Below are 22,365 nucleotides of genomic sequence, written 5' to 3' on the forward strand. Positions count from 1 at the left end.
CGTACATCTACTAGTATTGGTCGTATCAACCGCTTGTTAGGGTCTTCATGGTCATTTAATGGAGACTTGTTATGCGTATTTATAAATGTTCACAGATTCTTCCGATCCTTGCGCTTGCTTTATTTTCATCCGGCGCTGCCCAGGCCGGGTTGGTTCCGCCTGGTGGAATCGTTCCAAAGCCGGGCAATAGTTTTCCAGGCTGCGAAGTAACGGCCCCGGAGACGTCCGATTTTCGTAGCACCCTGCGCCCGGGTTGGCAAAACGCATCAGCCACGGTGCAGAAGATGTTGATTACATCCGATTCCCAGGCTTTTAGGGTCAAGGCCCGTGCTGATGGCTCGGAGGAGTTCAACTCCACCAAGTGGAAGCGTGTCACCCATGGTCTGGCGGATATCCTGCGGGCGGAGCGCGCCGGTGGCCATTACGTGCCGCTGATCGTCAATGGTGATATTACCGAGTACGGTCATGGCGGCGAGCGCAGCGCGTTTCGGCAGTTCATCACACGCACCCTGACGGTAAAGTCCGGTACCCCGGGCGGGCCGTTGTTTTTCCCTGGGCTGGGTAACCACGACTACGATCAGAACGTAGGCAATTGTGCGAACAACGGGTGTGCGCGAGATGCGGTCTGTGACCATATCATCTGGACCAAGGCCATCGAGCGACAAGCGCAGCGTTTCAACTTCGACCATACCTACGCCAATGGCAGGCACACAGGCTCTTTGTCCTACTCCTTCGATGTGGGTAAAGTGCATGTCGTTCAATTGAACAACGAGCCTACCTATACCACGTATTTCGAGACGGGCGGTCAGCTGGGGGCCAAGGGTTCGAAAAGGCGATTCAATATTACCGCCTCGATGAATTGGTTGCGTAAAGACCTGGCCGATGCCAAGGCACGAGGTCAATATACCATCATCAACTTGCACAAGCCCAGCGGTTGGCAGGATTCTGATGTTTACAATCACCAGTTCAAGCAGCTCATCGAACAGAACCGCGTCGTTGCCGTGTTCGCTGGGCATTTTCACCGGAACTTGGGCAAACGAAACTACTCGGCCTATGGCAAGGTACCCATCTTCCTCAGCGGTGCGATCATGCACAACAACTACCTGCGTGTGATGTTCGACTGGCGTGCCTACAGCATGCGCGTGGAGTGGTTTGACGGGCGCACGTTGAAAGGCAGCCACACGCAAAAGCTTGAACAGTTTGTACCGCCTCCAACGACCAAGCCTATAACGATCCCCGGGGGAAAATAAGGTCAGTCAAAACCGGCGGCGTTTCACTGTTGGCCAATGCCTAGTAGATATTCCGAGCGATCATCGCTCCGTTGCGCCACGCAGGTGCTCCACGCCGCTTCGAATGCGGGACTGCCGGGCTTTTCAGCATACGTCTCGACCTTGCAATCGGCATCGCGCAACTGCTCCCACAACTTTTCGAGTGCGATCCATAAACCCCACCTACCACAAGATGATGCCTCGGTTTACCGTGGCATCTCCGGCGAGCAGTTCCACGGCAGCAGTGCTTCGTAGTCTGCTACTGACGAGGCGTGGGGCAATCGCTCAAGTACGTGGCGCAGCCACGTATAGGGCTCTTGGCCGTTGATCTTTGCGGTCTCGATCAGGCTGTATATCTGGGCACTGGCCGTGGCGCCGTTGGGCGTGTCACTGAACGGCCATGCCTTGCGACCGATGACAAACGGCTTGGTCGCGCGCTCTGCCAAGTTGTTGTCGATCGGCAAGTGGCATGACGGTTGCACCAGAGGTCAAAGCCGTCAAGCAACCAGTTCAGCTCCTGGACGGTCAAGACAATGGCTTCGTCGGTGGTGTCGGGCGAGGTTTCGAAGCGTTCGGACTCCAAGCGTTTGAGACTTCTCGCACCATTGGCGACGGTCTTTATGGCCTCACTGCTGACCGATCGATTGCAAATACTCCGAGCGATCATCGCTGCGCTGCGCCACACAGGTATTCCATGCCGCCTCGAATGCCTTGCTCCCCGGCTTTTCGGAATAGGTCTCGACCTTGCAGTCGGCATCGCGTAGCTGCGTCCACAACGTTTCTGCCGCCTCCATGCGCCCAACCAGGGCCGTGGCCTTGTCCGCCTCGTCGGCATATTGGTCGCGAATACGTTGGGTCAGGTCGTCATACGCCGACTGCAGTTCCCGTTCGGCGGTCTGCTTGTTGAAGGCTGCGCAGGCGAAGGTCTGTTGGTCGGTGTCGACGTTGTCGCACGGGGTACTTTCTTCCTCACCAGCCTGGGCGCCCGTGACCACGACCAGCAATACCAGCCATGCCAATGATTTCATCCGTTATCTCTCCAACTGGCTGACGAATCGTCAGGATTCTCGCTCAGCGACAGCCGTTGTGGTAGCTACCTTAAGAAAACTTCATGCGGCCTGCCATAGCAGCGGGGATCAAGGGCCGGTCTAGCCCCGCCGCGCGACAGCCCATTCATCGTCGGTATAAGAGGATGACCGGCCCTGGCGAGTCGGGCTAGCGTTTGAGGCTCACGATTGTCCCTGGCGGCGGGGAACTGCCGAGGGTAACCGGCGTCACCCACATTTTGTAGGTCGACCAGTCGAAGGTGACGCGCAGATAGCTTTTCGACAGCATTGCGCCAGTCTGGAATACCGGAACTTTGCCTATGGTAGCCACCTTGCCGATAGAGCCGTGATAATGACCCGCGAAGACGGCCACCACGTTGTACTGTTCCAGTAGTTTGGCGAATCGTCCATTGCGCACCGAGTCGTCCTGCCAGTTGTTACGTTTATGCAAATTGATAATGACGTGCCTGCCCGTGCTTGGGCATATTTCAGGTCTCTTTCCAACCAGTCCATGGCTGAATTGATGGCGAAACGTCGCTTCAAACCTGGGGCGGTCAGGCCACCGGTTTCGAAATTCCGGGTGTAGGAGGGTTCGAGGTTCAATTGCACGATGTGCACGCGACCGACACCCACCGAATACGCCAGCGAGCCTCGATGCGTGTTACTCGAGGTGTCAAAGCGATGGTCGAAAGGAGTCGGTGACAAAGTGTTCACCCATTTCACCAAGTCACACACCGAGTCGCGGGCACAGCCGTTGTTCGAGCAATTGCCGACATTTTGGTCGTAGTCATGATTGCCTAGCCCCGGCAATATCAGTGGGCCTGGCCTGTTGGCACGCGCCTGATGCATCTTTCTCTGCGTATCACGGCGTTCGGTGCTATGGCCGTACTCGGTGAGATCGCCGTTGATTACCAGCGGTACGTAGTAGGACGCCCGCCGGTCTTGGCGTATGGCGTTGGTGACGGCGTCGAGGTTGCTGTGCCAAACGCTTTTATTGTGGCCGTCCTCCTTATGGGGGTTGCGTTGAGTCATGGCGCGGTGAGCCTGCGGGTCGGAGGCGATGATGATTTTCTGGCGATTCCCCGGGTACTCCGCGATGTCCCGCCAACCCGGGCCAAGGTATTTTTTATAGGTATCGGTATCGGTCATCTCGCAGCCAAGCGTACGCGCCTCGGCTTGCCCGAGGTTAAGAAGGCCGCCTACGAGTGTGGCGCACATCAGCACGGGCAACGCCTGCCGGGTAAGTGAATGAATATGTAACACGATGGCATCTCCAGATGCGTGATAGGAGGTGCCACCGTAGGAAATAGCCTGGCGCTGCGTAACTCGTAGTTCTTTTAGGGGGAATGGCTTCCCGGTCGAACTGTTCATAACGGCGGAAATGTCGTTATCGCGACTGTCTCTCATCCCCAGGCACCGTGCCAGACGCCCCGATGTCGCGCATTGACGCTTTCGGCAAACCCCCTGTCGTTTTTGCATCGGGGCGCCTCGGGGCACAGGCATATGCTGGCCCCAAAGCGCCGACAGAAGATTCGGTGCAGCCCAAATCAATAACAGGGGACAGCCTGATGAGCCCAGCCGAACTTCACGCCGACAGCATCGTCATCGACGGCCTGATCATTGCCAAATGGAACCGCGAGCTGTTCGAGGACATGCGCAAGGGCGGGCTCACTGCGGCCAACTGCACGGTGTCGGTCTGGGAAGGCTTCAAGGCCACCGTCGACCAGATCGCCGCCAGCCAGAAGCTGATCCGCGACAACAGCGACCTGGTGATGCCGGTGCGCACCACCGCCGACATCCGCAAGGCCAAGGAGCTGGGCAAGACCGGCATCCTCTTCGGCTTCCAGAACGCCCATGCGTTCGAAGACCAGATCGCCTACGTCGACGTGTTCAAGCAGCTGGGCGTGGGCATCGTGCAGATGTGCTACAACACCCAGAACCTGGTCGGCACCGGCTGCTACGAGCGGGACGGCGGCCTGTCGGGCTTCGGTCGCGAAATCGTCGCCGAGATGAACCGCGTCGGCATCATGTGCGACCTGTCCCATGTCGGCTCCAAAACGTCCGAAGAAGTCATCCTCGAATCGAAGAAGCCGGTCTGCTACTCGCACTGCCTGCCTTCGGGCCTCAAGGAGCACCCACGCAACAAGTCGGACGAAGAGCTGAAGTTCATCGCCGACCATGGTGGCTTCGTCGGCGTGACCATGTTCGCGCCGTTCCTGGCCAAGGGCATCGACTCGACCATCGACGACTACGCCGAGGCCATCGAGTACACCATGAACATCGTCGGTGAAGACGCCATCGGTATCGGTACCGACTTCACCCAGGGCCACGGCCAGGAGTTCTTCGAATACCTGACCCACGACAAGGGCTACGCCCGGCGCCTGACCAACTTCGGCAAGATCATCAACCCGCTGGGCATTCGCACCGTGGGCGAATTCCCAACCTCACCGAAACCTTGCTCAAGCGCGGCCATTCCGAGCGCGTGGTGCGCAAGATCATGGGTGAGAACTGGGTCAACGTCCTCAAGGACGTGTGGGGCGAGTAAGCCGCTCTCCAAAGCCTGAAAGCCCCTGCCAGCAACGCCGGGGCATCCAAACAAAAATTTTTATGGAGTTGAGTTTCCATGGCCAAGATCGCCCCGCAATTGCCAATCGAAGTCGACAGCGAAACCGGTGTCTGGACCAGCGACGCATTGCCGATGCTGTATGTGCCGCGGCATTTCTTCGTCAACAACCACATCGGTATCGAGGAAGTGCTGGGCGCCGACGCCTATGCCGAGATCCTCTACAAGGCCGGCTACAAGTCCGCCTGGCACTGGTGTGAAAAAGAAGCCGAATGCCACGGCCTGGAAGGCGTGGCGGTGTTCGAGCACTACATGAAGCGGCTGAGCCAGCGTGGCTGGGGCCTGTTCGAGATCCAGGACATCGACCTCGACAAGGGCACCTGCAGCGTCAAGCTCAAGCACTCGGCATTCGTGTACGTCTACGGCAAGGTTGGCCGCAAGGTCGACTACATGTTCACCGGCTGGTTCGCCGGTGCCATGGACCAGATTCTCGCCGCCCGTGGCAGTTCGATCCGCACCGTGGCCGAGCAGGTCTACGGCGGTTCGGAAGAAGGTCACGATGACGGCCTGTTCGTCGTCAAGCCGTTGTAAGTCGGAGAGAGCGTCATGGCATTCGAAGCAATGTTCCAGCCGATCCAGATCGGCAAACTGACCATCCGCAACCGCGTGCTGAGCACTGCGCACGCCGAGGTCTACGCCACCGACGGCGGCATGACTACCGACCGTTACGTGAAGTACTACGAAGAAAAGGCCAAAGGCGGCATCGGCCTGGCGATTTGCGGTGGCTCCTCGGTGGTTGCCATCGACAGCCCGCAGGAGTGGTGGTCGTCGGTCAACCTGTCGACCGACCGCATCATCCCGCACTTCCAGAACCTCGCCGACGCCATGCACAAGCATGGCGCCAAGATCATGATCCAGATTACCCACATGGGCCGTCGCTCGCGTTGGGACGGCTTCAACTGGCCGACCCTGATGTCACCGTCCGGCATCCGCGAACCGGTACACCGCGCCACCTGCAAGACCATCGAGGTGGAAGAGATCTGGCGTGTGATCGGCAACTACGCGCAAGCGGCGCGGCGTGCCAAGGAAGGCGGCCTGGACGGCGTCGAGCTGTCCGCCGTGCACCAGCACATGATCGACCAGTTCTGGAGCCCGCGGGTCAACAAGCGTACCGACGAATGGGGCGGCACCTTCGAAGGCCGCATGAAGTTCGGCCTGGAAGTGCTCAAGGCAGTGCGCGCCGAGGTCGGTGACGACTTCTGCGTGGGTATGCGTATCTGTGGCGACGAATTCCACCCCGATGGCCTGAGCCACGAGGACATGAAACAGATCGCCGCCTACTACGACGCCACCGGCATGATCGACTTCATCGGCGTGGTCGGCTCGGGTTGCGACACCCACAACACCCTGGCCAACGTCATCCCCAACATGAGCTACCCGCCGGAGCCGTTCCTGCACCTGGCGGCCGGCATCAAGGAAGTGGTCAAGGTCCCGGTGCTGCATGCGCAGAACATCAAGGACCCGAACCAGGCCACGCGCATCCTGGAAGGCGGCTACGTGGACATGGTCGGCATGACCCGTGCGCACATCGCCGACCCGCACCTGATCGCCAAGATCAAGATGGGCCAGGTCGACCAGATCAAGCAGTGCGTCGGTGCCAACTACTGCATCGACCGCCAGTATCAGGGCCTGGACGTGCTGTGCATCCAGAACGCCGCCACCTCCCGTGAATACATGGGCGTGCCGCACATCATCGAGAAGACCACCGGGGCCAAGCGCAAGGTCGTGGTGGTCGGTGCCGGCCCAGCCGGCATGGAGGCCGCACGGGTGGCCGCCGAGCGTGGCCACGACGTGACCGTGTTCGAGAAGAAGGAACAGATCGGCGGGCAGATCACCATCGCCGCCAAGGCGCCGCAGCGCGACCAGATCGCCGGCATCACCCGCTGGTACCAGCTGGAGTTCGCCCGCCTGAAGATCGACCTGCGCCTGGGCACGGCCGCCGATGTGGCGACCATCCAGGACCTGCGCCCGGACATCATCGTGCTGGCGGTGGGCGGCCATCCGTTCGTCGAGCAGAACGAGCACTGGGGCGCCGCCGAAGGGTTGGTGGTGAGCAGCTGGGATGTGCTCGACGGCAAGGTCGCACCGGGCAAGAACGTGCTGGTGTACGACACCATCTGCGAGTTCACCGGTATGTCGGCGGCAGACTTCCTGGCCGACAAGGGTGCCCAGGTCGAGATCGTCACCGACGACATCAAGCCGGGCGTGGCGATGGGCGGCACGACCTTCCCGACCTACTACCGCAGCATGTACCCCAAGGAAGTGATCATGACCGGGGACATGATGCTGGAGAAGGTCTACCGCGAGGGCGACAAGGTGGTGGCGGTGCTCGAGAACGAGTACACCGGCGCCAAGGAAGAGCGCGTGGTCGACCAGGTGGTGATCGAGAACGGCGTGCGTCCTGACGAGCAGTTGTACTACGCGCTCAAGGAGGGTTCGCGCAACAAGGGCCAGATCGACGTGGAGGCGCTGTTCGCCATCAAGCCACAGCCGATCCTCAGCCAGCCGGGCGAGGGGTACCTGCTGTACCGCATCGGCGACTGCGTGGCCCAGCGTAACGTGCATGCGGCGATCTACGACGCCCTGCGCCTGTGCAAGGACTTTTGACCGCTCCGCCTCTCTAGAGGCGGGATTGGCCCCCCTGTAGGAGCGGCCTTGTGCCGCGATGGGCTGCGAAGCAGCCCCGGGATCTGTGCAGTGCCGCTGAGTTCCTGGGGCTGCTTCACAGCCCATCGCGGCACAAGGCCGCTCCTACAGGGGTCCGCGCTGGCCTTCTGGGCGGCGCAAGAATCCAGCTGTTGTGGGAGCCTCCCATGTTGAACACCCTTCTACCCATCCTGCTGTTCGCTGCCCTTGGCCTGGCAGTGCTCGGCGCCCTGCGCCGGGTGCGCATGTGGCGACGTGGCCGGCCAAGCAAGGTCGACCTGATCGGCGGGCTGCTGGCCATGCCGCGACGCTACCTGGTGGACCTGCACCATGTGGTCGAGCGCGACAAGTACATGTCCAAGACCCACGTCGCCACCGCTGGCGGCTTCGTGCTGTCGGCAGTCTTGGCGATCCTGGTGCACGGCTTCGGCCTGCAGAGCAAGATCCTCGGCTACGCCTTGCTGGTCGCTACGGTGATCATGTTCAGCGGTGCCATCTTTGTCTTCAAACGCCGTCTGAATCCGCCTTCGCGCCTGTCCAAGGGCCCGTGGATGCGCTTGCCGAAAAGCCTGCTGGTGTTCGCCGCGAGCTTCTTCATCGCCACCTTGCCGGTCGCCGGCATCCTGCCGGCCAACACCGGTGGTTGGGTGATGGTCGGTGTGCTCGGCCTCGGGGTGCTGTGGGGCGTGTCGGAGCTGTTCTTCGGCATGACCTGGGGCGGGCCGATGAAACACGCCTTCGCCGGCGCCCTGCACCTGGCCTGGCACCGCCGCGCCGAACGCTTCGGCGGCGGCCGCTCCACTGGCCTCAAGCCGCTGGACCTGGAAGACCCGAATGCGCCGCTGGGCGTGGAAAAGCCGGTGGATTTCACCTGGAACCAACTGCTGGGCTTCGATGCCTGCGTGCAGTGCGGTAAATGCGAGGCGATGTGCCCGGCCTTTGCTGCTGGCCAGCCGCTGAACCCGAAGAAACTCATCCAGGACATGGTCATTGGCCTGGCCGGCGGCACCGATGCCCAGTTCGCCGGTAGCCCGTACCCAGGCAAACCGATCGGTGAGCACGGGGGCCATCCGCACCAGCCGATCGTCAATGGTCTGGTCGACGCCGAGACGCTGTGGTCGTGCACCACCTGCCGCGCCTGCGTCGAGGAATGCCCGATGATGATCGAGCACGTCGACGCCATCGTCGACATGCGCCGTCATCTCACCCTGGAAAAGGGCGCCACGCCGAACAAGGGCGCCGAGGTGCTGGACAACCTGATCGCCACCGACAACCCCGGCGGTTTCGCCCCCGGCGGACGGATGAACTGGGCGGCCGACCTGAACCTGAAACTGCTGTCGGAGGTGAAAACCACCGAGGTGTTGTTCTGGGTCGGCGACGGTGCGTTCGACATGCGCAACCAACGCACCCTGCGTTCGTTCGTCAAGGTACTGAAGGCTTCGGGTGTGGACTTCGCCGTGCTCGGCCTGGAAGAGCGCGACAGTGGCGACGTGGCGCGTCGACTGGGTGATGAAGCGACCTTCCAGCAACTGGCCAAGCGCAATATCCAGACCCTGGCCCAGTACAAGTTCCAGCGCATCGTCACCTGCGACCCGCACAGCTTCCATGTGCTCAAGAATGAATACGGCGCCCTGGGCGGCGACTACCAGGTACAGCATCACAGCACCTACATCGCCGAATTGATCGCGGCCAACAAGCTCAACCTTGGCCAGCACAAGGGGGGCAGCGTCACCTACCACGACCCGTGCTACCTGGGCCGTTACAACGGTGAATACGAAGCCCCGCGTGAGGTGCTCAAGGCACTGGGTATCGAAGTGCGCGAGATGCAGCGTTCGGGCTTTCGCTCGCGCTGCTGTGGCGGAGGCGGCGGTGCGCCGATCACCGATATCCCCGGCAAGCAGCGTATTCCCGACATGCGCATGGACGACATCCGCGAGACCGAGGCCGAACTGGTTGCCGTGGGATGCCCGCAATGCACCGCGATGCTCGAAGGCGTGGTCGAACCGCGCCCACAGATCAAGGACCTCGCCGAGCTGGTGGCTGACGTGCTGATCGAGGAGGAAACTCCCGCAGCCCCAAAGTCGCCAACGGTCAAACGTGAACCTGCGGAGGTGCACTGATGAGCGACATCATCCGCCGCGACCCACGCGCCGAGTGGATCGCCCGTAACCGCCTGCATCCGCTGCATGCGGCGCTGCAGACGCAACAGACGCGCTGGATGGGCCCCAACGGCCTGTTGCGCAAGAACCCCCACGCCATCGCCGCTGGCTTCATCGGCCCCAACGGCATCAAGCGCATCGACCGCAGTGGCGCCCAGCAGGGCACTGGTGTCGGCGGGCGGCGCAGCGCCGCGGCAGAAGTGCAATTGCCGCTGCACCAGGTACCGGCGCCGGCGTTCTACATCGCCGTGGTGCCGGACATGGTCGGTGGCCGCCTGAGCAGCCATGACCGCGACGTGCTCGGCCTGGCCCACGGCTTGGCCGGCAGCGATGGCGCGGTGCTGGCGATCGTGTTCGGCGAGCATAAGGAGAGCCATTTCGCCACGGCAGGCGTCGACCGCCTGTTGGTCATCGAAGGCGAGCAGTACCAAGGTTATGCACCGGAGCAGTTGGTGCAAGGCCTGCGTGCTGTGGATAACCAGTTCAACCCGCGCCATTGGCTGCTGCCGGACAGCCGCAGCGGTGGTGGCGAGCTGGGCCGGCGCCTGGGCGCTGCGCTGGGTGAACGCCCAGCGACGCGCGTGTGGCAGGTCAAGGACGGGCAGTGCATCGGCCGAGCCGGCGCCGGCCAGCAAGACCTGCAACGTGCGGTGCCGCGCCTGATCCTCGGTGCGGCGGAGTGCGCGGAACCTGTCAGCGAAACCCGCCACGAGGCCTTGCCGGTGGAGTTGTCCACAGGCGTGGCGCGCAGCCTGTCGCGCATCGAGGACCTCGGCTCGGTGGCCGTCGATCCGGCCACCATCGCCATGGCCGAAGCCGAGTTCATCGTCTCCGGCGGCAATGGCGTCAAGGACTGGGACCTGTATCACCAGGCCACGGCCGCCCTCGGCGCCACCGAAGGCGCCTCGCGGGTGGCGGTGGACGATGGCTTCATGCCGCGTAACCGCCAGGTCGGTGCCACGGGTACCTGGGTCACCGCGCGGGTCTACGTGGCGGTGGGTATCTCCGGCGCGATCCAGCACCTGCAAGGCGTCGGTGCCTGCGACAAGGTGGTGGCGATCAACATGGACCCGGGCTGCGACATGATCAAACGGGCCGACCTGTCGGTGATTGGCGACAGCTCGGCGATTCTCCAGGCACTGATCGAGGCTGTGGAAAACTTCCGCAGCGGCGCTCAGCGCGACGCCGCATAAGGGCACGAGCATGAGTACGAAAGTCATCAGCCTGGTTTCCATCGGCGCCCACCCAAGCTCCGGCCGCGCCCGCCGTGCCGAGCAGGATGCCCGCGCGGTGGAACTGGGCCTGCAGCTGGCTGGGGATAACTTGCAGGTGGTGCACGCCGGCAACCCGCGTGAAGAGGCCCTGCGCGCCTACCTGGGCATGGGGCTCGACCATCTGGATGTGCTGGAACAGCCTGCGGGAGCCGATGTGCTCGGCGTGCTGGGCGATTACCTGCGCGACGCTGGCGCCCAGTTGGTATTGACGGGCAGCCAGGCGGAAACCGGCGAAGGGTCGGGCATGTTGCCCTTCCTGTTAGCGGAGAAGCTGGGTTGGCCGCTGGTGGTGGGCCTGGCCGAGGTGGAGTCGATCGACAATGGCACCGCCCAGGTGTTGCAGGCCCTGCCGCGCGGTCAGCGGCGGCGCTTGAAGGTGCGCCTGCCGTTGCTGGCGACGGTGGATAACGCCGCGCCCAAGCCGCGCCAGAGTGCCTTTGGGCCGGCTCGGCGAGGCGTGTTGGCGGCGCGCAACGTGGCCATCGTCGAGGATGAGCTGCTGGTCGAGGCCGAGCTGCAGCCGGCGCGACCGCGGCCCAAGCGGCTGAAGGTGATCAAGGCCAAGAGTGGCGCGGACCGGATGAAGGCTGCCACGGCCAAGGCCAGCGGCGGTGGCGGCAAGGTACTCAAGGACGTGTCGGCGCAGGAAGGTGCAGAGGCGATTCTCAAGCTGTTGGTGGAGGAGGGCGTGCTGCGTTGAATCCTCTGCCCCTATCGCCGGCAAGCCGGCGATAGGGGCAAACCTGCTTTCTGTGCATAACTCCCCCGTGATGCCCTTTCTCGTCCCTGAATCCACACGCCAACGTGCCGCCTTTCGTTTGCCCACCGAATCTGTTCGCCAAGGTGTGGATAAAGTGTTCGCTCATCGCTGTAAGCCTTGTACTGCTTAGCCTGTAAGAGATTGATCAAGAAATGATCAGGCACTCGGGTGATTGATCTCCAACGTCCCGGCAGCCAGGCGTCATAGTTTCCCACAATCGCTGTTGGCGGGTCTGTGGATAATATGTTCGACGAATGCTGCAGCCCTTTATTGGCGAGGCCTGCAAGGAGTTGGTCAATAACTGATCAATTGCTTTGATAATCAGCTTAAAGCAGTGAATACAGAGGCTTGGATCGCTTATCCACAGACGCAGATCTTCCTTGCTCACAATTTCTGTTGGTCGATCTGTGGACAAGGTGTTTGATAGAGTCTGCAGGCCTCTAGATCATTGGCTTACAGAGATATGATCAAAAAACGTACAGTCGCTTCCGACACGGGCAGTCGGCGGGTGGTTCGACAGTAGCGGAAGAACCTGTGGATAAGCTGTTCGCATGCTTTGGATTGCAATGTAAAACGCCACGGCTGATGGGGATCAGCCGTGGCGTTTTTGCATGACCGCGGGCGGTTACTGTGCTTTCACTTCCTTGAGGTACGGCGCGGGCTCTGCGCCCAGGTTCTCCAGAACGCGTTGGCTGTACCAGTCGATGAAGTTCACCACGCCGAACTCGTAGGTCTTGGAGTACGGGCCGGGCTGGTAGGCGGTGGAGTTGATGCCGCGCTGGTTTTCCTCGGCCAGGCGGCGGTCCTGGTCGTTGGTGGCGTCCCACACCTTGCGCATGCGCTCAGGGTCGTAATCGACACCTTCGACGGCATCCTTGTGCACCAGCCACTTGGTGGTGACCATGGTCTCCTGGGCGCTGATCGGCCACACGGTGAACACGATCATGTGATCGCCCATGCAGTGGTTCCACGAGTGCGGCAGGTGCAGGATGCGCATCGAGCCCAGGTCCGGGTTCTTGATGCGGCCCATCAGCTTCTGGCAGGCCTGCTTGCCGTCCATGGTCATCGACACGGTGCCCTTGAGCAGCGGCATGCGCACGATGCGGTTACGCAGGCCATGGCTCTTGTGCAGGTATGGAATCTTCTCGGCTTCCCAGGCGGCGGCGGAGGCGGCCACGTGGTCCTTGAATTCCTGGCTGGCGCGCGGGTCGTTGGTGTCGTCCCATTCCAGCAGGGTTTGCAGCAGCTCCGGGTGCGAACCGTTGCAGTGGTAGCACTCGCGGTTGTTTTCCAGCACCAGCTTCCAGTTGGCCTTCTCCATCAAGGTGGTCTGCACCGCCACCTTGGCGTTCTCCATGTCGTACGGTTCCATGTAGTGGTCCAGGGTGGCCAGGAACTCGTCGATGGCAGGCGGGTTTTCGGCCAGGCTGATGAAGATGTAGCCGCCGGCGACCTTCACGTTCACAGGCTTGAGGCCGTATTGCTGCATGTCGAAGTCGGCGCCCATCTCGGTACCGGCGAACAGCAGGCGGCCATCGAGTTCGTAGGTCCACTGGTGGTACGGGCAGACCAGCTTGGCCACCTTGCCCTTCTCGCTCACGCACAGGCGCGAGCCACGGTGGCGGCAGACGTTGTGGAAGGCATGCACCTTACCTTCGGCTCCGCGTACCACGATGATCGGGTTCTTGCCGATCTGCAGGGTGATGTAGTTGCCCTTGGCCGGGATCTCGCAGGTCATGCCGGCGATCAGCCATTCCTTGTGGAAGATCTCCTGCATGTCGATCTGGAACAGACGCTCGTCGGTGTAGAAAGGCTGGGGCAGCGAGTAGGTGCGCTCGCGGGTCTGCAGCATCTCGGCGGTGGCCTTGCGTGCAGGTTCCAGTGGATCGCCCAGGCTCAGGGTTGCGGTGACGTCCATCGTGTATTCCTCGGGGCCGTGTGCGGCCGGCAAAAGGTGGCTAATCGTTGTTGTGGTGCCGCAAGGCTGTCGTTTGAAAAACAGCGGTTTGTTTTGCCGAGGAGTGTGCGTCCGAAGACGCCCTGAACCGTATCCATGGGCGACATGGCCGATTTGAATTACGACGCGCCAGCCCCCGTAGCGCGGGGCTGGTCGCGATAAGCACGCCGATGTCGCTGGCAGGAATGTGCACAGCCTTCGGGTTGCGCATTATCGCAGCCATAAAAAGGCCAATAGTCGGCCGCTGGAGATGAACATGTCCGATACCTTCCTCAATCCGGTCACTACCCAGACCTGGGCCAACGGCCGCCACATCGTGCGCTGCGTCAAGGTCATCCAGGAGACCTGGGACGTGCGCACCTTCTGCTTCATGGCCGATGCGCCGATCATGTTCTTCTTCAAGCCCGGGCAGTTCGTCACCCTGGAGCTGGAGATCGAGGGCAAGCCGGTGATGCGTTCCTACACCATCTCCAGTTCGCCGTCGGTGCCGTACAGCTTCTCCATCACGGTCAAGCGCGTACCGGGCGGGCAGGTCTCGAACTTCCTCCACGACACCATGCACGAAGGCGCCGAGCTGCCGGTGCACGGGCCGGTGGGATTGTTCAACGCCATCGACTTCCCGGCCGGCAAGGTGCTGTACCTTTCCGGTGGGGTCGGCATCACCCCGGTGATGTCGATGGCGCGCTGGTTCTACGACACCAACGCCAATGTCGACATGGTGTTCGTGCACAGCGCCCGCTCGCCCAAGGACATCATCTATCACCGCGAGCTGGAGCAGATGGCTTCGCGCATCCCCAACTTCAGCCTGCACATCATTTGCGAGAAGCACGGCCTGGGCGAGCCATGGGCGGGTTATCGCGGCTACCTCAACCAGCGATTGATGGAGCTGATCGCCCCCGACTACATGGAGCGCACCATCTTCTGCTGCGGGCCGACCCCGTACATGACGGCGGTCAAGCGCATGCTCGAGGGGGTTGGCTTCGACATGAACAACTACCACGAGGAGTCGTTCGGCGCGACGCCGGCGGAGGCCAAGGCCGATGCGGTGGAGCATGCCGAACAGGCTGCCGACGCGCCGGAAGTGGATGTATCCGACCTCAACCTGGTGGAGTTCATCGGCAGCGAGAAGAGCATCCGCATCGCCCCGGGCGAGACGGTGCACGCGGCGGCGGCGAAAGTCGGCCTGATGATTCCCAAGGCCTGCGGCATGGGTATCTGCGGCACCTGCAAGGTGCTCAAGCTGGGCGGTGAAGTGGAGATGGAGCACAACGGCGGCATCACCGAAGAGGACGAAGCCGAGGGCTACATCCTGTCGTGCTGCAGCGTGCCGAAAGGGGATGTGCGGATCGATTACTGATCCAGCAATGCATGGGGCCGCTTTGCGGCCCATTCGTGGGGCAAGTCAGGGCGCCGAACCGCCGCTCCCACAGGAATTGCGCTGAGCCTGTGGGAGTGTCTGCCAACATCCAGAAAACATTCTCCGTCTCATGTCGATAATCCCTCGGCTAGGGTCTATCCCGAGCTTTGATTCAGGGACATCACATGGACCGTGCCCAATCCTGCCTTCTACGTCGTGGTCGCTTCTCCCAGCCAGGTGGTATTTACCTGCTGACCACGGTAACTCACCAGCGAAAGCAGATATTCACCCAGCTCCAACTCGCTCGCAGCGTCATCCAGCAATTCAGGCTGGCTGAAATCGATGGGCTTTGTCACTCCCTGGCGTGGGTGGTGATGCCTGACCATGTGCATTGGTTGATCGAATTGCGAGGCGCCACCCTTTGCTGCTTGATGCGCAGGTTCAAGTCGCGCAGCAGTCATGCGCTTTATCGGCAAGGCATGCGCCGCGAAAGAATATGGCAGCCGGGCTATCAGGACCGGGCATTGCGTCGGGAAGAGAGCGTGTTGAAAGTTGCCAGGTACATCGTTGCCAACCCAATAAGAGCCGGGTTGGTTGGCCGGGCAGGCGACTATTCGCATTGGGATGCTGTTTGGCTCTGATGCCGCCTTCGCGGGGCAAGTCGGGGCGCCGAAAACTGTGGCCCTGTGGGAGCGGGCTTGTCCCGCGAATGGGGCGACGCGGTGGATGGCACCGGCTTCGCCGGTGTTCGCGGGGCAAGCCCGCTCCCACAGATCCCCGCTAAACCAATGGGTTATGTTTTTCTGTGGGAGCGGGCTTGTCCCGCGAATGGGCCGCAAAGCGGCCCCGGGGTTGTCGGGTCAGGTCCGGAACCGCGCCACCAAGCCATTCAGGTCGACCGCCAGGCGCGACAGCTCGGCACTCGCCGCGCTGGTCTGATGCGCGCCTGTGGCGCTCTGCACCGACAGGTCGTTGATGTTCACCAGGTTGCGGTCCACTTCCCGCGCCACCTGGGCCTGCTCTTCCGCGGCGCTTGCGATCACCAGGTTGCGTTCGTTGATCTGCGCCACCGCTCCGGCGATGGTGTCCAGCGCCAGGCCTGCGCCCTTGGCGATGTTCAGCGTCGACTCGGCGCGCTCGGTGCTGGTGCGCATCGATTCCACCGCCTCGGTGGTGCCGCCCTGGATGCTGCCGATCATGCGCTCGATCTCGCTGGTCGACTGCTGGGTGCGGTGGGCCAGTGCGCGTACCTCGTCGGCCACCACGGCAAAGCCACGGCCCGCCTCGCCAGCACGTGCCGCTTCGATCGCGGCGTTGAGCGCCAGCAGGTTGGTCTGGTCGGCCAGGCCGCGGATCACGTCCAGTACCTTGCCGATGTCGCGCGACTGCTCGGCCAGGTGGGTGATGAGCTTGGCGGTGGCCTGCACATCGCCGCTCATGCGCTCGATGGCGCCGACGGTTTCCATGACCAGGTCACGGCCATCGCCGGCCGAACGGCTGGCATCGCTGGAGGCTTCGGAAGTGCTCACGGCGTTGCGCGCCACTTCTTCAACGGCGCTGGTCATTTCCGTGACAGCCGTGGCGGCCTGCTCGATTTCGTTGTTCTGCTGCTGCAGGCCGCGGGCGCTTTCGTCGGTGACCGCGTTGAGCTCTTCGGCCGCCGAGGCCAACTGGGTGGCCGAGCCGGAGATCTGATGCAGGGTCTCGCGCAGCTTGTCCTGCATGCGAGCCATGGCGCGCAGCAGGCGCGCCGCTTCGTCGGTGCCGTCGGCGTTGATGCTGTGGGTCAGGTCGCCGTCGGCGATCTGTTCGGCGGCCTTGAGCGCGTCGTCGATGGGTTTGACGATGCTGCGGGTCAACAGGAAGGCACAGAGGAAGGTCAGCACCGTGGCGGCCACCAGCAGGCCGATGACCAGGGCGAAGGCGGCGCCATACTGGCTGGCAGCCGTGGCGTTGGTTTCGCGGGTCTGCTCGGTGTTGATGCGCACCAGGGTGTCCATGACCTGGTTGATCTGCTCGGAGTTGGCCTGCACCTCGGTGTTGATCAGCGCACGCAATTCTTCCGTCTTGCCAGCCTGGTTCAAGCTGCGCATGCGCGATTCGAGCTGGCGATACTGGTTGAGCAATTGCACGTACTGTTCATAGGCGGCCCGCTCGTCGGCGGCGGCGATCAGCGGCTCGTAGGTGCGGCGGGCGTTGTCGATCTGGCCGTTGCGCTGCTCCAGCAGGTTGAGGATCTCTTGCTGGCTCTGCGCTTCGCGGTTGAGCAGCAGGCGGAACGACAGGGTGCGCAGGCGCAGGTTCAGCGCGGTCAGTTCGTCGAGGGCCTTGATGCTGGGTACGCTGATCTTTTCGATCGTGACGCCTGCCTGTCGGATGTTGCCCATTTGCATGAGCGAGAAGATACCGAGGCCAAGCATCAGCACGCCGATCAAGGCGAACCCGAGTAGCGCGCGCGGGGCGATATTCATGTTGCGTAAGGACATGGAAAGGATCCAGACAAGGGGTAGAGGGAGGCGCGGTCAGTACGACGAAATATGACTCACCTCGCTATCGGTCGTGACCGAGCGGTCTTGAGGCTGGCCGAAAAAAATATAAGGGTGCTATCTAAATACTCGACCGGCGGTTGATCCGTGCCGGAACAAGGGGGCGCTTGACCTGTCAATCTGCGCAGGGCTTTTTGCCTTGTGAATCCGATATTTAATGGCGGGGGTTCGCGCTTTTCTTTATCGTGTGCGCCCTTTGCAACAACCCGAGATCTGCCCCCATGTTGGAAGCCTCCCTGAATCAACTCGAGCAACTGGTCAGCGACCTGATGCACAAGAATGCTCAACTCACCGAGCAGAACACCGCCCTCGGCCAGGAACTGGCCCAGGCCAAGGAAGAAAACGAGACCCTGCAATTGTCGTTGATGGAGCAGGAAGAGAAGCACGGCGCTACCGCTGCGCGTATCCAGGCGCTGGTCGAACGCGCCAGCGCAGGCGTCGTCGGCGCATGAGACTGCAAGCGCAGCCGATCAATGTCGTGTCGATCCTGGGCAGCGACTACTCGATCAAGGCGCCCGAAGGCCAGGAAGAGACCCTGGCGCAGGCGGTGCGGATGCTCAACACCGCCCTGGCCGAAACCAAGCGTCAGTACCCGACGCTGATTGGCGACAAGCTGCTGGTGCTGGCGGCCCTGAACCTGTGTTCCAAGCAGGTCGAGCTGCAGAAGGAACACCAGCAGACCCTCGAGCGTACCCAGGCACAGATCGATGCCACGGTGGACGCCATCGTCCGGACCATCGCCGAGCAATAGGTCTGGCAGCGATCCCTTGTAGGAGCGGGTTCACCCGCGAAGGCGATGGCGAATTCACTGCCGCCTTCGCGGGTAAACCCGCGCCTACAGGTCGCGAGGGTTGTTCAGGCGCCGAGGATGCTGCGGATATCCGCAGCCAGCTCCCGCACCCGCGCCTCTTCGGTATCCCACGAGCACATGAACCGCGCACCGCCGCTACCGATGAAGGTATAGAAGCGCCAGCCTTTATTGCGCAATGCTTCGAGGGCGTGCTCGGGCATCTGCAGGAACACCCCGTTGGCTTCCACCGGGAACATCAGCTCGACCCCGGGCAAATCCGCCACCAACGACGCCAACAACTGCGCGCAATGGTTGGCATGGGCCGCATGGCGCAACCAGGCGCCGCCTTCCAGCAGGCCGACCCAGGGCGCGGACAGGAAGCGCATCTTCGAGGCCAACTGCCCTGCCTGCTTGCAGCGGTAGTCGAAGTCCTCGGCCAGCTCGCGGTTGAAGAACAGGATCGCCTCGCCCACCGCCATGCCGTTCTTGGTACCCCCGAAGCACAACACATCGATACCTGACTTCCAGCTCAGCTCGGCCGGCGTGCAGCCGAGGAACGAGCAGGCATTGCTGAAGCGCGCGCCGTCCATGTGCAGGTTAAGGCCCAGCTCCTTGCAGGTGGCGCTGATCGCCTTGAGCTCGTCGGGGCGGTAGGCGGTGCCCACTTCGGTGGCCTGGGTGAGCGTGACCACGCGCGGCTTGGGGTAGTGGATGTCCTGGCGCTTGAGCGCTACCTCACGAATAGACTCGGGCGTCAGCTTGCCGTTGACGCTGGGCGCGGTCAGCAGCTTGGAGCCGTTGGAGAAGAACTCCGGTGCGCCGCATTCGTCGGTTTCGACGTGGGCCGTCTCGGAGCAGATGACGCTGTGGTAGCTCTGGCACAGCGAGGCCAGGGCCAGGGAATTGGCGGCGGTGCCGTTGAAGGCGAAGAACACCTCGCAGTCGGTTTCGAACAGTTGCCGGAAGTACTCGGAGGCGCGCGCGGTCCACTGGTCGTCGCCGTAGGCGCGTTCGTGGCCATGATTGGCCTTTTCCATCGCCGCCCAGGCTTGCGGGCAGATGCCGGAATAGTTGTCGCTGGCGAATTGCTGGTTGTTGTTGTCGGTCATCACAGCGGTCCTTTTTACGACGCAGAACCGCACTCTAAACCATCGATTCGGCGGTTGCCTATACAAGTTGCCAGGTCCGGCCCTTTCGCGGGTAAACCCGCTCCTACAGAGGTCGCGCAGTACCTGTAGGAGCGGGTTTACCCGCGAAAGGGCCAGCCCAGGCACGCCACTTCAACGAATGTCGTAAACGCGCCATTGCAAGGCGTGCGCAGGCATCTGACCCACCCCGGCCAGTCATACCATCGCCACAAAGGGCCACAGTGCCCTACGACAAAAAACGATCGCTGCCGGGAGATACACGATGTTCAGCAAGCAAGACCAGATCCAGGGTTACGACGATGCACTGCTGGCGGCGATGAATGCCGAAGAACAGCGCCAGGAAGATCACATCGAGCTGATCGCTTCGGAAAACTACACCAGCAAGCGCGTGATGCAGGCCCAGGGCAGCGGCTTGACCAACAAATACGCCGAAGGCTATCCAGGCAAGCGCTACTACGGCGGCTGCGAGCACGTCGACAAGGTCGAGGCTCTGGCCATCGAGCGCGCCAAGCAGCTGTTCGGCGCCGACTACGCCAACGTCCAGCCGCACTCCGGCTCCTCGGCCAACGGCGCCGTCTACCTGGCACTGCTGCAGGCCGGCGACACCATCCTGGGCATGAGCCTGGCCCACGGCGGCCACCTGACCCACGGTGCCAAAGTGTCGTCCTCGGGCAAGCTGTACAACGCCGTTCAATACGGTATCGACACCAATACCGGCCTGATCGACTACGACGAAGTCGAGCGCCTGGCCGTCGAGCACAAGCCGAAGATGATCGTCGCCGGCTTCTCGGCCTACTCCAAGACCCTCGATTTCCCACGTTTCCGCGCCATCGCCGACAAGGTCGGTGCGCTGCTGTTCGTCGACATGGCCCACGTCGCCGGCCTGGTCGCCGCTGGCCTGTACCCGAACCCGATCCCGTTCGCCGATGTGGTCACCACCACCACCCACAAGACCCTGCGCGGTCCACGTGGCGGCCTGATCCTGGCCAAGTCCAACGAAGAGATCGAGAAAAAGCTCAACGCCGCCGTGTTCCCAGGCGCCCAGGGCGGCCCGCTGATGCATGTCATCGCCGCCAAGGCCGTGTGCTTCAAGGAAGCGCTGGAGCCTGAATTCAAGAGCTACCAGAAACAAGTCATCGAAAACGCCCAGGCCATGGCCCAGGTGTTCGTCGACCGCGGCTACGACGTGGTCTCCGGTGGTACCGACAACCACCTGTTCCTGGTCAGCCTGATTCGCCAGGGCCTGACCGGCAAAGATGCCGACGCCGCCCTTGGCCGCGCGCACATCACCGTCAACAAGAACGCCGTGCCGAACGACCCGCAGTCGCCGTTCGTCACCTCGGGCCTGCGCATCGGCACCCCGGCCGTCACCACCCGCGGCTTCAAGGTCGCCCAGTGCGTGGCTCTGGCCGGCTGGATCTGCGACATCCTCGACAACCTCGGTGACGCCGACGTCGAAGCCGATGTGGCGAAAAACGTCGCCGCCCTGTGCGCAGACTTCCCTGTTTACCGCTGAGTGGAGTAAACGACCATGCAACGCTACTCGGGCTTCGGCCTCTTCAAACACTCCCTCAGCCACCACGAAAACTGGCAGCGCATGTGGCGCACGCCGACCCCCAAGAAGGTCTACGACGTGGTCATCGTCGGCGGTGGCGGCCATGGCCTGGCCACGGCCTACTACCTGGCCAAGGAACACGGCATCACCAACGTCGCGGTGATCGAGAAGGGTTATCTGGGCGGCGGCAACACCGCCCGTAATACCACCATCGTGCGTTCCAACTACCTGTGGGACGAATCGGCGCACCTGTACGAGCACGCCATGAAGCTGTGGGAGGGGCTGTCCCAGGACCTCAACTACAACGTGATGTTCTCCCAGCGCGGTGTCTACAACCTGTGCCACACCCTGCAGGACATGCGTGATTCCGAGCGCCGCGTGAGTGCCAACCGCCTCAACGGCGTCGATGGCGAGCTGCTCAACACCGCCCAGGTCGCGGCCGAAATCCCCTACCTGGACTGCTCGAAGAACACCCGCTACCCGATCCTCGGCGCCACCGTTCAGCGCCGTGGCGGCGTCGCCCGTCACGATGCCGTGGCCTGGGGCTTCGCCCGCGCCGCCGACGCCCTGGGCGTGGACCTGATCCAACAGACCGAAGTCATCGGTTTCCGCAAGGAAAACGGCGCGGTGATCGGTGTCGAAACCAACAAGGGTTTCATCGGCGCCAAGCGCGTCGGCGTGGTCACCGCCGGTAATTCCGGGCACATGGCCAAGCTGGCCGGCTTCCGTCTGCCGCTGGAATCGCACCCGCTGCAAGCCCTGGTGTCGGAGCCGATCAAGCCGATCATCGACAGCGTGATCATGTCCAACGCCGTGCACGGCTACATCAGCCAGTCCGACAAGGGCGACCTGGTGATCGGTGCCGGTATCGACAGCTGGGTCGGCTATGGCCAGCGCGGTTCGTACCCGGTCATCGAGCACACCCTGCAGGCGATCGTCGAGATGTTCCCGAACCTCTCGCGCGTACGCATGAACCGCCAGTGGGGCGGCATCGTCGATACCACCCCGGACGCTTGCCCGATCATTTCCAAGACGCCGGTCAAGAACATGTTCTTCAACTGCGGCTGGGGCACTGGCGGCTTCAAGGCCACCCCAGGTTCGGGCAACGTCTTCGCGGCGAGCCTGGCCAAGGGCGAGATGCACCCGCTGGCCGCGCCTTTCTCCATCGACCGTTTCTACAACGGCGCGCTGATCGACGAACACGGCGCCGCTGCCGTCGCCCACTAACCGGAGCCA

At 62.4% G+C, this 22,365-nt stretch carries 17 protein-coding genes and 3 pseudogenes; 13 read left to right on the plus strand and 7 right to left on the minus strand.

From position 1 onward, the window contains the following. Positions 1–71 precede the first annotated feature (71 nt). The gene (locus E6B08_RS01945; protein ID WP_136912540.1) at positions 72–1,250 is read left to right on the plus strand and encodes a metallophosphoesterase family protein; all 1,179 of its coding nucleotides are present in this window, start codon (positions 72–74) and stop codon (positions 1,248–1,250) included. A 23-nt stretch (positions 1,251–1,273) separates the two neighbouring features. Here E6B08_RS01945 and E6B08_RS01950 read toward each other — a convergent pair. The 4 genes and pseudogenes from E6B08_RS01950 to E6B08_RS01970 form a co-directional block, all read right to left on the minus strand. Then, positions 1,274–1,435: pseudogene (locus E6B08_RS01950) on the minus strand (lysozyme inhibitor LprI family protein); the annotation flags it as partial. A gap of 39 nt (positions 1,436–1,474) precedes the next feature. Then, positions 1,475–1,732 (minus strand): annotated as a pseudogene (locus tag E6B08_RS01955) (transposase domain-containing protein); the annotation flags it as partial. A gap of 162 nt (positions 1,733–1,894) precedes the next feature. Further along, complete coding sequence (locus E6B08_RS01965) at positions 1,895–2,296, minus strand: lysozyme inhibitor LprI family protein (RefSeq protein ID WP_136912541.1); 402 nt, start codon at positions 2,294–2,296, stop codon at positions 1,895–1,897. 336 nt (positions 2,297–2,632) lie between these two features. Then, complete coding sequence (locus E6B08_RS01970) at positions 2,633–3,685, minus strand: hypothetical protein (RefSeq protein WP_192938609.1); 1,053 nt, start codon at positions 3,683–3,685, stop codon at positions 2,633–2,635. A 197-nt stretch (positions 3,686–3,882) separates the two neighbouring features. Here E6B08_RS01970 and E6B08_RS01975 point away from each other — a divergent pair. From E6B08_RS01975 to E6B08_RS02000, 6 genes and pseudogenes are all read left to right on the plus strand, one after another. After that, a pseudogene (locus E6B08_RS01975) lies at positions 3,883–4,859 on the plus strand (dipeptidase). A gap of 78 nt (positions 4,860–4,937) precedes the next feature. Continuing rightward, entirely contained in the window at positions 4,938–5,468 is a 531-nt protein-coding gene (locus tag E6B08_RS01980) for a DUF5943 domain-containing protein (RefSeq protein WP_136912543.1), read from the plus strand. A 15-nt stretch (positions 5,469–5,483) separates the two neighbouring features. Continuing rightward, positions 5,484–7,544: a dimethylglycine demethylation protein DgcA gene (gene dgcA, locus E6B08_RS01985; protein WP_136912544.1), complete on the plus strand. Its 2,061-nt coding sequence runs from the start codon at positions 5,484–5,486 to the stop codon at positions 7,542–7,544. Positions 7,545–7,750: 206 nt separating this feature from the next. Then, entirely contained in the window at positions 7,751–9,703 is a 1,953-nt protein-coding gene (dgcB, locus tag E6B08_RS01990) for a dimethylglycine demethylation protein DgcB (protein ID WP_136912545.1), read from the plus strand. Further along, entirely contained in the window at positions 9,703–10,935 is a 1,233-nt protein-coding gene (locus E6B08_RS01995; RefSeq protein WP_136912546.1) for an electron transfer flavoprotein subunit alpha/FixB family protein, read from the plus strand. Before dgcB ends, E6B08_RS01995 begins: the two co-directional genes overlap by 1 nt. 10 nt (positions 10,936–10,945) lie before the next feature. Beyond that, the gene (locus tag E6B08_RS02000) at positions 10,946–11,716 is read left to right on the plus strand and encodes an electron transfer flavoprotein subunit beta (RefSeq protein ID WP_136912547.1); all 771 of its coding nucleotides are present in this window, start codon (positions 10,946–10,948) and stop codon (positions 11,714–11,716) included. A 685-nt stretch (positions 11,717–12,401) separates the two neighbouring features. On the opposite strand, the gene gbcA is transcribed toward E6B08_RS02000, so the two are convergent. Next, positions 12,402–13,694 (minus strand): glycine-betaine demethylase subunit GbcA, encoded by a 1,293-nt coding sequence (gene gbcA / locus E6B08_RS02005; RefSeq protein WP_136912548.1) that lies wholly within the window; start codon positions 13,692–13,694, stop codon positions 12,402–12,404. A 295-nt stretch (positions 13,695–13,989) separates the two neighbouring features. Here gbcA and gbcB point away from each other — a divergent pair, with 295 nt between their 5' ends. After that, positions 13,990–15,090, plus strand: coding sequence for a glycine-betaine demethylase subunit GbcB (gene gbcB, locus E6B08_RS02015; protein ID WP_136912550.1), 1,101 nt, complete (start codon positions 13,990–13,992; stop codon positions 15,088–15,090). Between the two features lie 185 nt (positions 15,091–15,275). After that, positions 15,276–15,731, plus strand: a complete 456-nt coding sequence (locus tag E6B08_RS02020) for an REP-associated tyrosine transposase (RefSeq protein ID WP_136912551.1) — start codon at positions 15,276–15,278, stop codon at positions 15,729–15,731. A 219-nt stretch (positions 15,732–15,950) separates the two neighbouring features. Here E6B08_RS02020 and E6B08_RS02025 read toward each other — a convergent pair whose 3' ends face one another. Further along, complete coding sequence (locus E6B08_RS02025; protein ID WP_136912552.1) at positions 15,951–17,576, minus strand: methyl-accepting chemotaxis protein; 1,626 nt, start codon at positions 17,574–17,576, stop codon at positions 15,951–15,953. Positions 17,577–17,857: 281 nt separating this feature from the next. Between E6B08_RS02025 and E6B08_RS02030 the strand changes: the two genes are divergently transcribed. Then, positions 17,858–18,088 carry a hypothetical protein gene (locus E6B08_RS02030; protein ID WP_136912553.1) on the plus strand — a complete coding sequence of 77 codons (231 nt, stop codon included), beginning with the start codon at positions 17,858–17,860 and terminating at the stop codon, positions 18,086–18,088. Continuing rightward, positions 18,085–18,387 (plus strand): cell division protein ZapA, encoded by a 303-nt coding sequence (locus E6B08_RS02035; RefSeq protein ID WP_136912554.1) that lies wholly within the window; start codon positions 18,085–18,087, stop codon positions 18,385–18,387. Before E6B08_RS02030 ends, E6B08_RS02035 begins: the two co-directional genes overlap by 4 nt. Positions 18,388–18,491: 104 nt before the next feature. Here the strand turns inward: E6B08_RS02035 and E6B08_RS02040 are convergent, their stop codons facing one another. Beyond that, a complete protein-coding gene (locus tag E6B08_RS02040) occupies positions 18,492–19,535 on the minus strand; it encodes a threonine aldolase family protein (protein WP_136912555.1) in 1,044 nt (347 codons plus the stop codon). A gap of 301 nt (positions 19,536–19,836) precedes the next feature. Between E6B08_RS02040 and E6B08_RS02045 the strand changes: the two genes are divergently transcribed. Beyond that, complete coding sequence (locus E6B08_RS02045; protein ID WP_136912556.1) at positions 19,837–21,090, plus strand: serine hydroxymethyltransferase; 1,254 nt, start codon at positions 19,837–19,839, stop codon at positions 21,088–21,090. Positions 21,091–21,105: 15 nt separating this feature from the next. Beyond that, positions 21,106–22,356 carry a sarcosine oxidase subunit beta family protein gene (locus E6B08_RS02050; protein ID WP_133327444.1) on the plus strand — a complete coding sequence of 417 codons (1,251 nt, stop codon included), beginning with the start codon at positions 21,106–21,108 and terminating at the stop codon, positions 22,354–22,356. Positions 22,357–22,365: the final 9 nt, after the last annotated feature.

Origin of the sequence: Pseudomonas putida, from assembly GCF_005080685.1 — a bacterium.
Classification (GTDB): domain Bacteria; phylum Pseudomonadota; class Gammaproteobacteria; order Pseudomonadales; family Pseudomonadaceae; genus Aquipseudomonas; species Aquipseudomonas putida_V.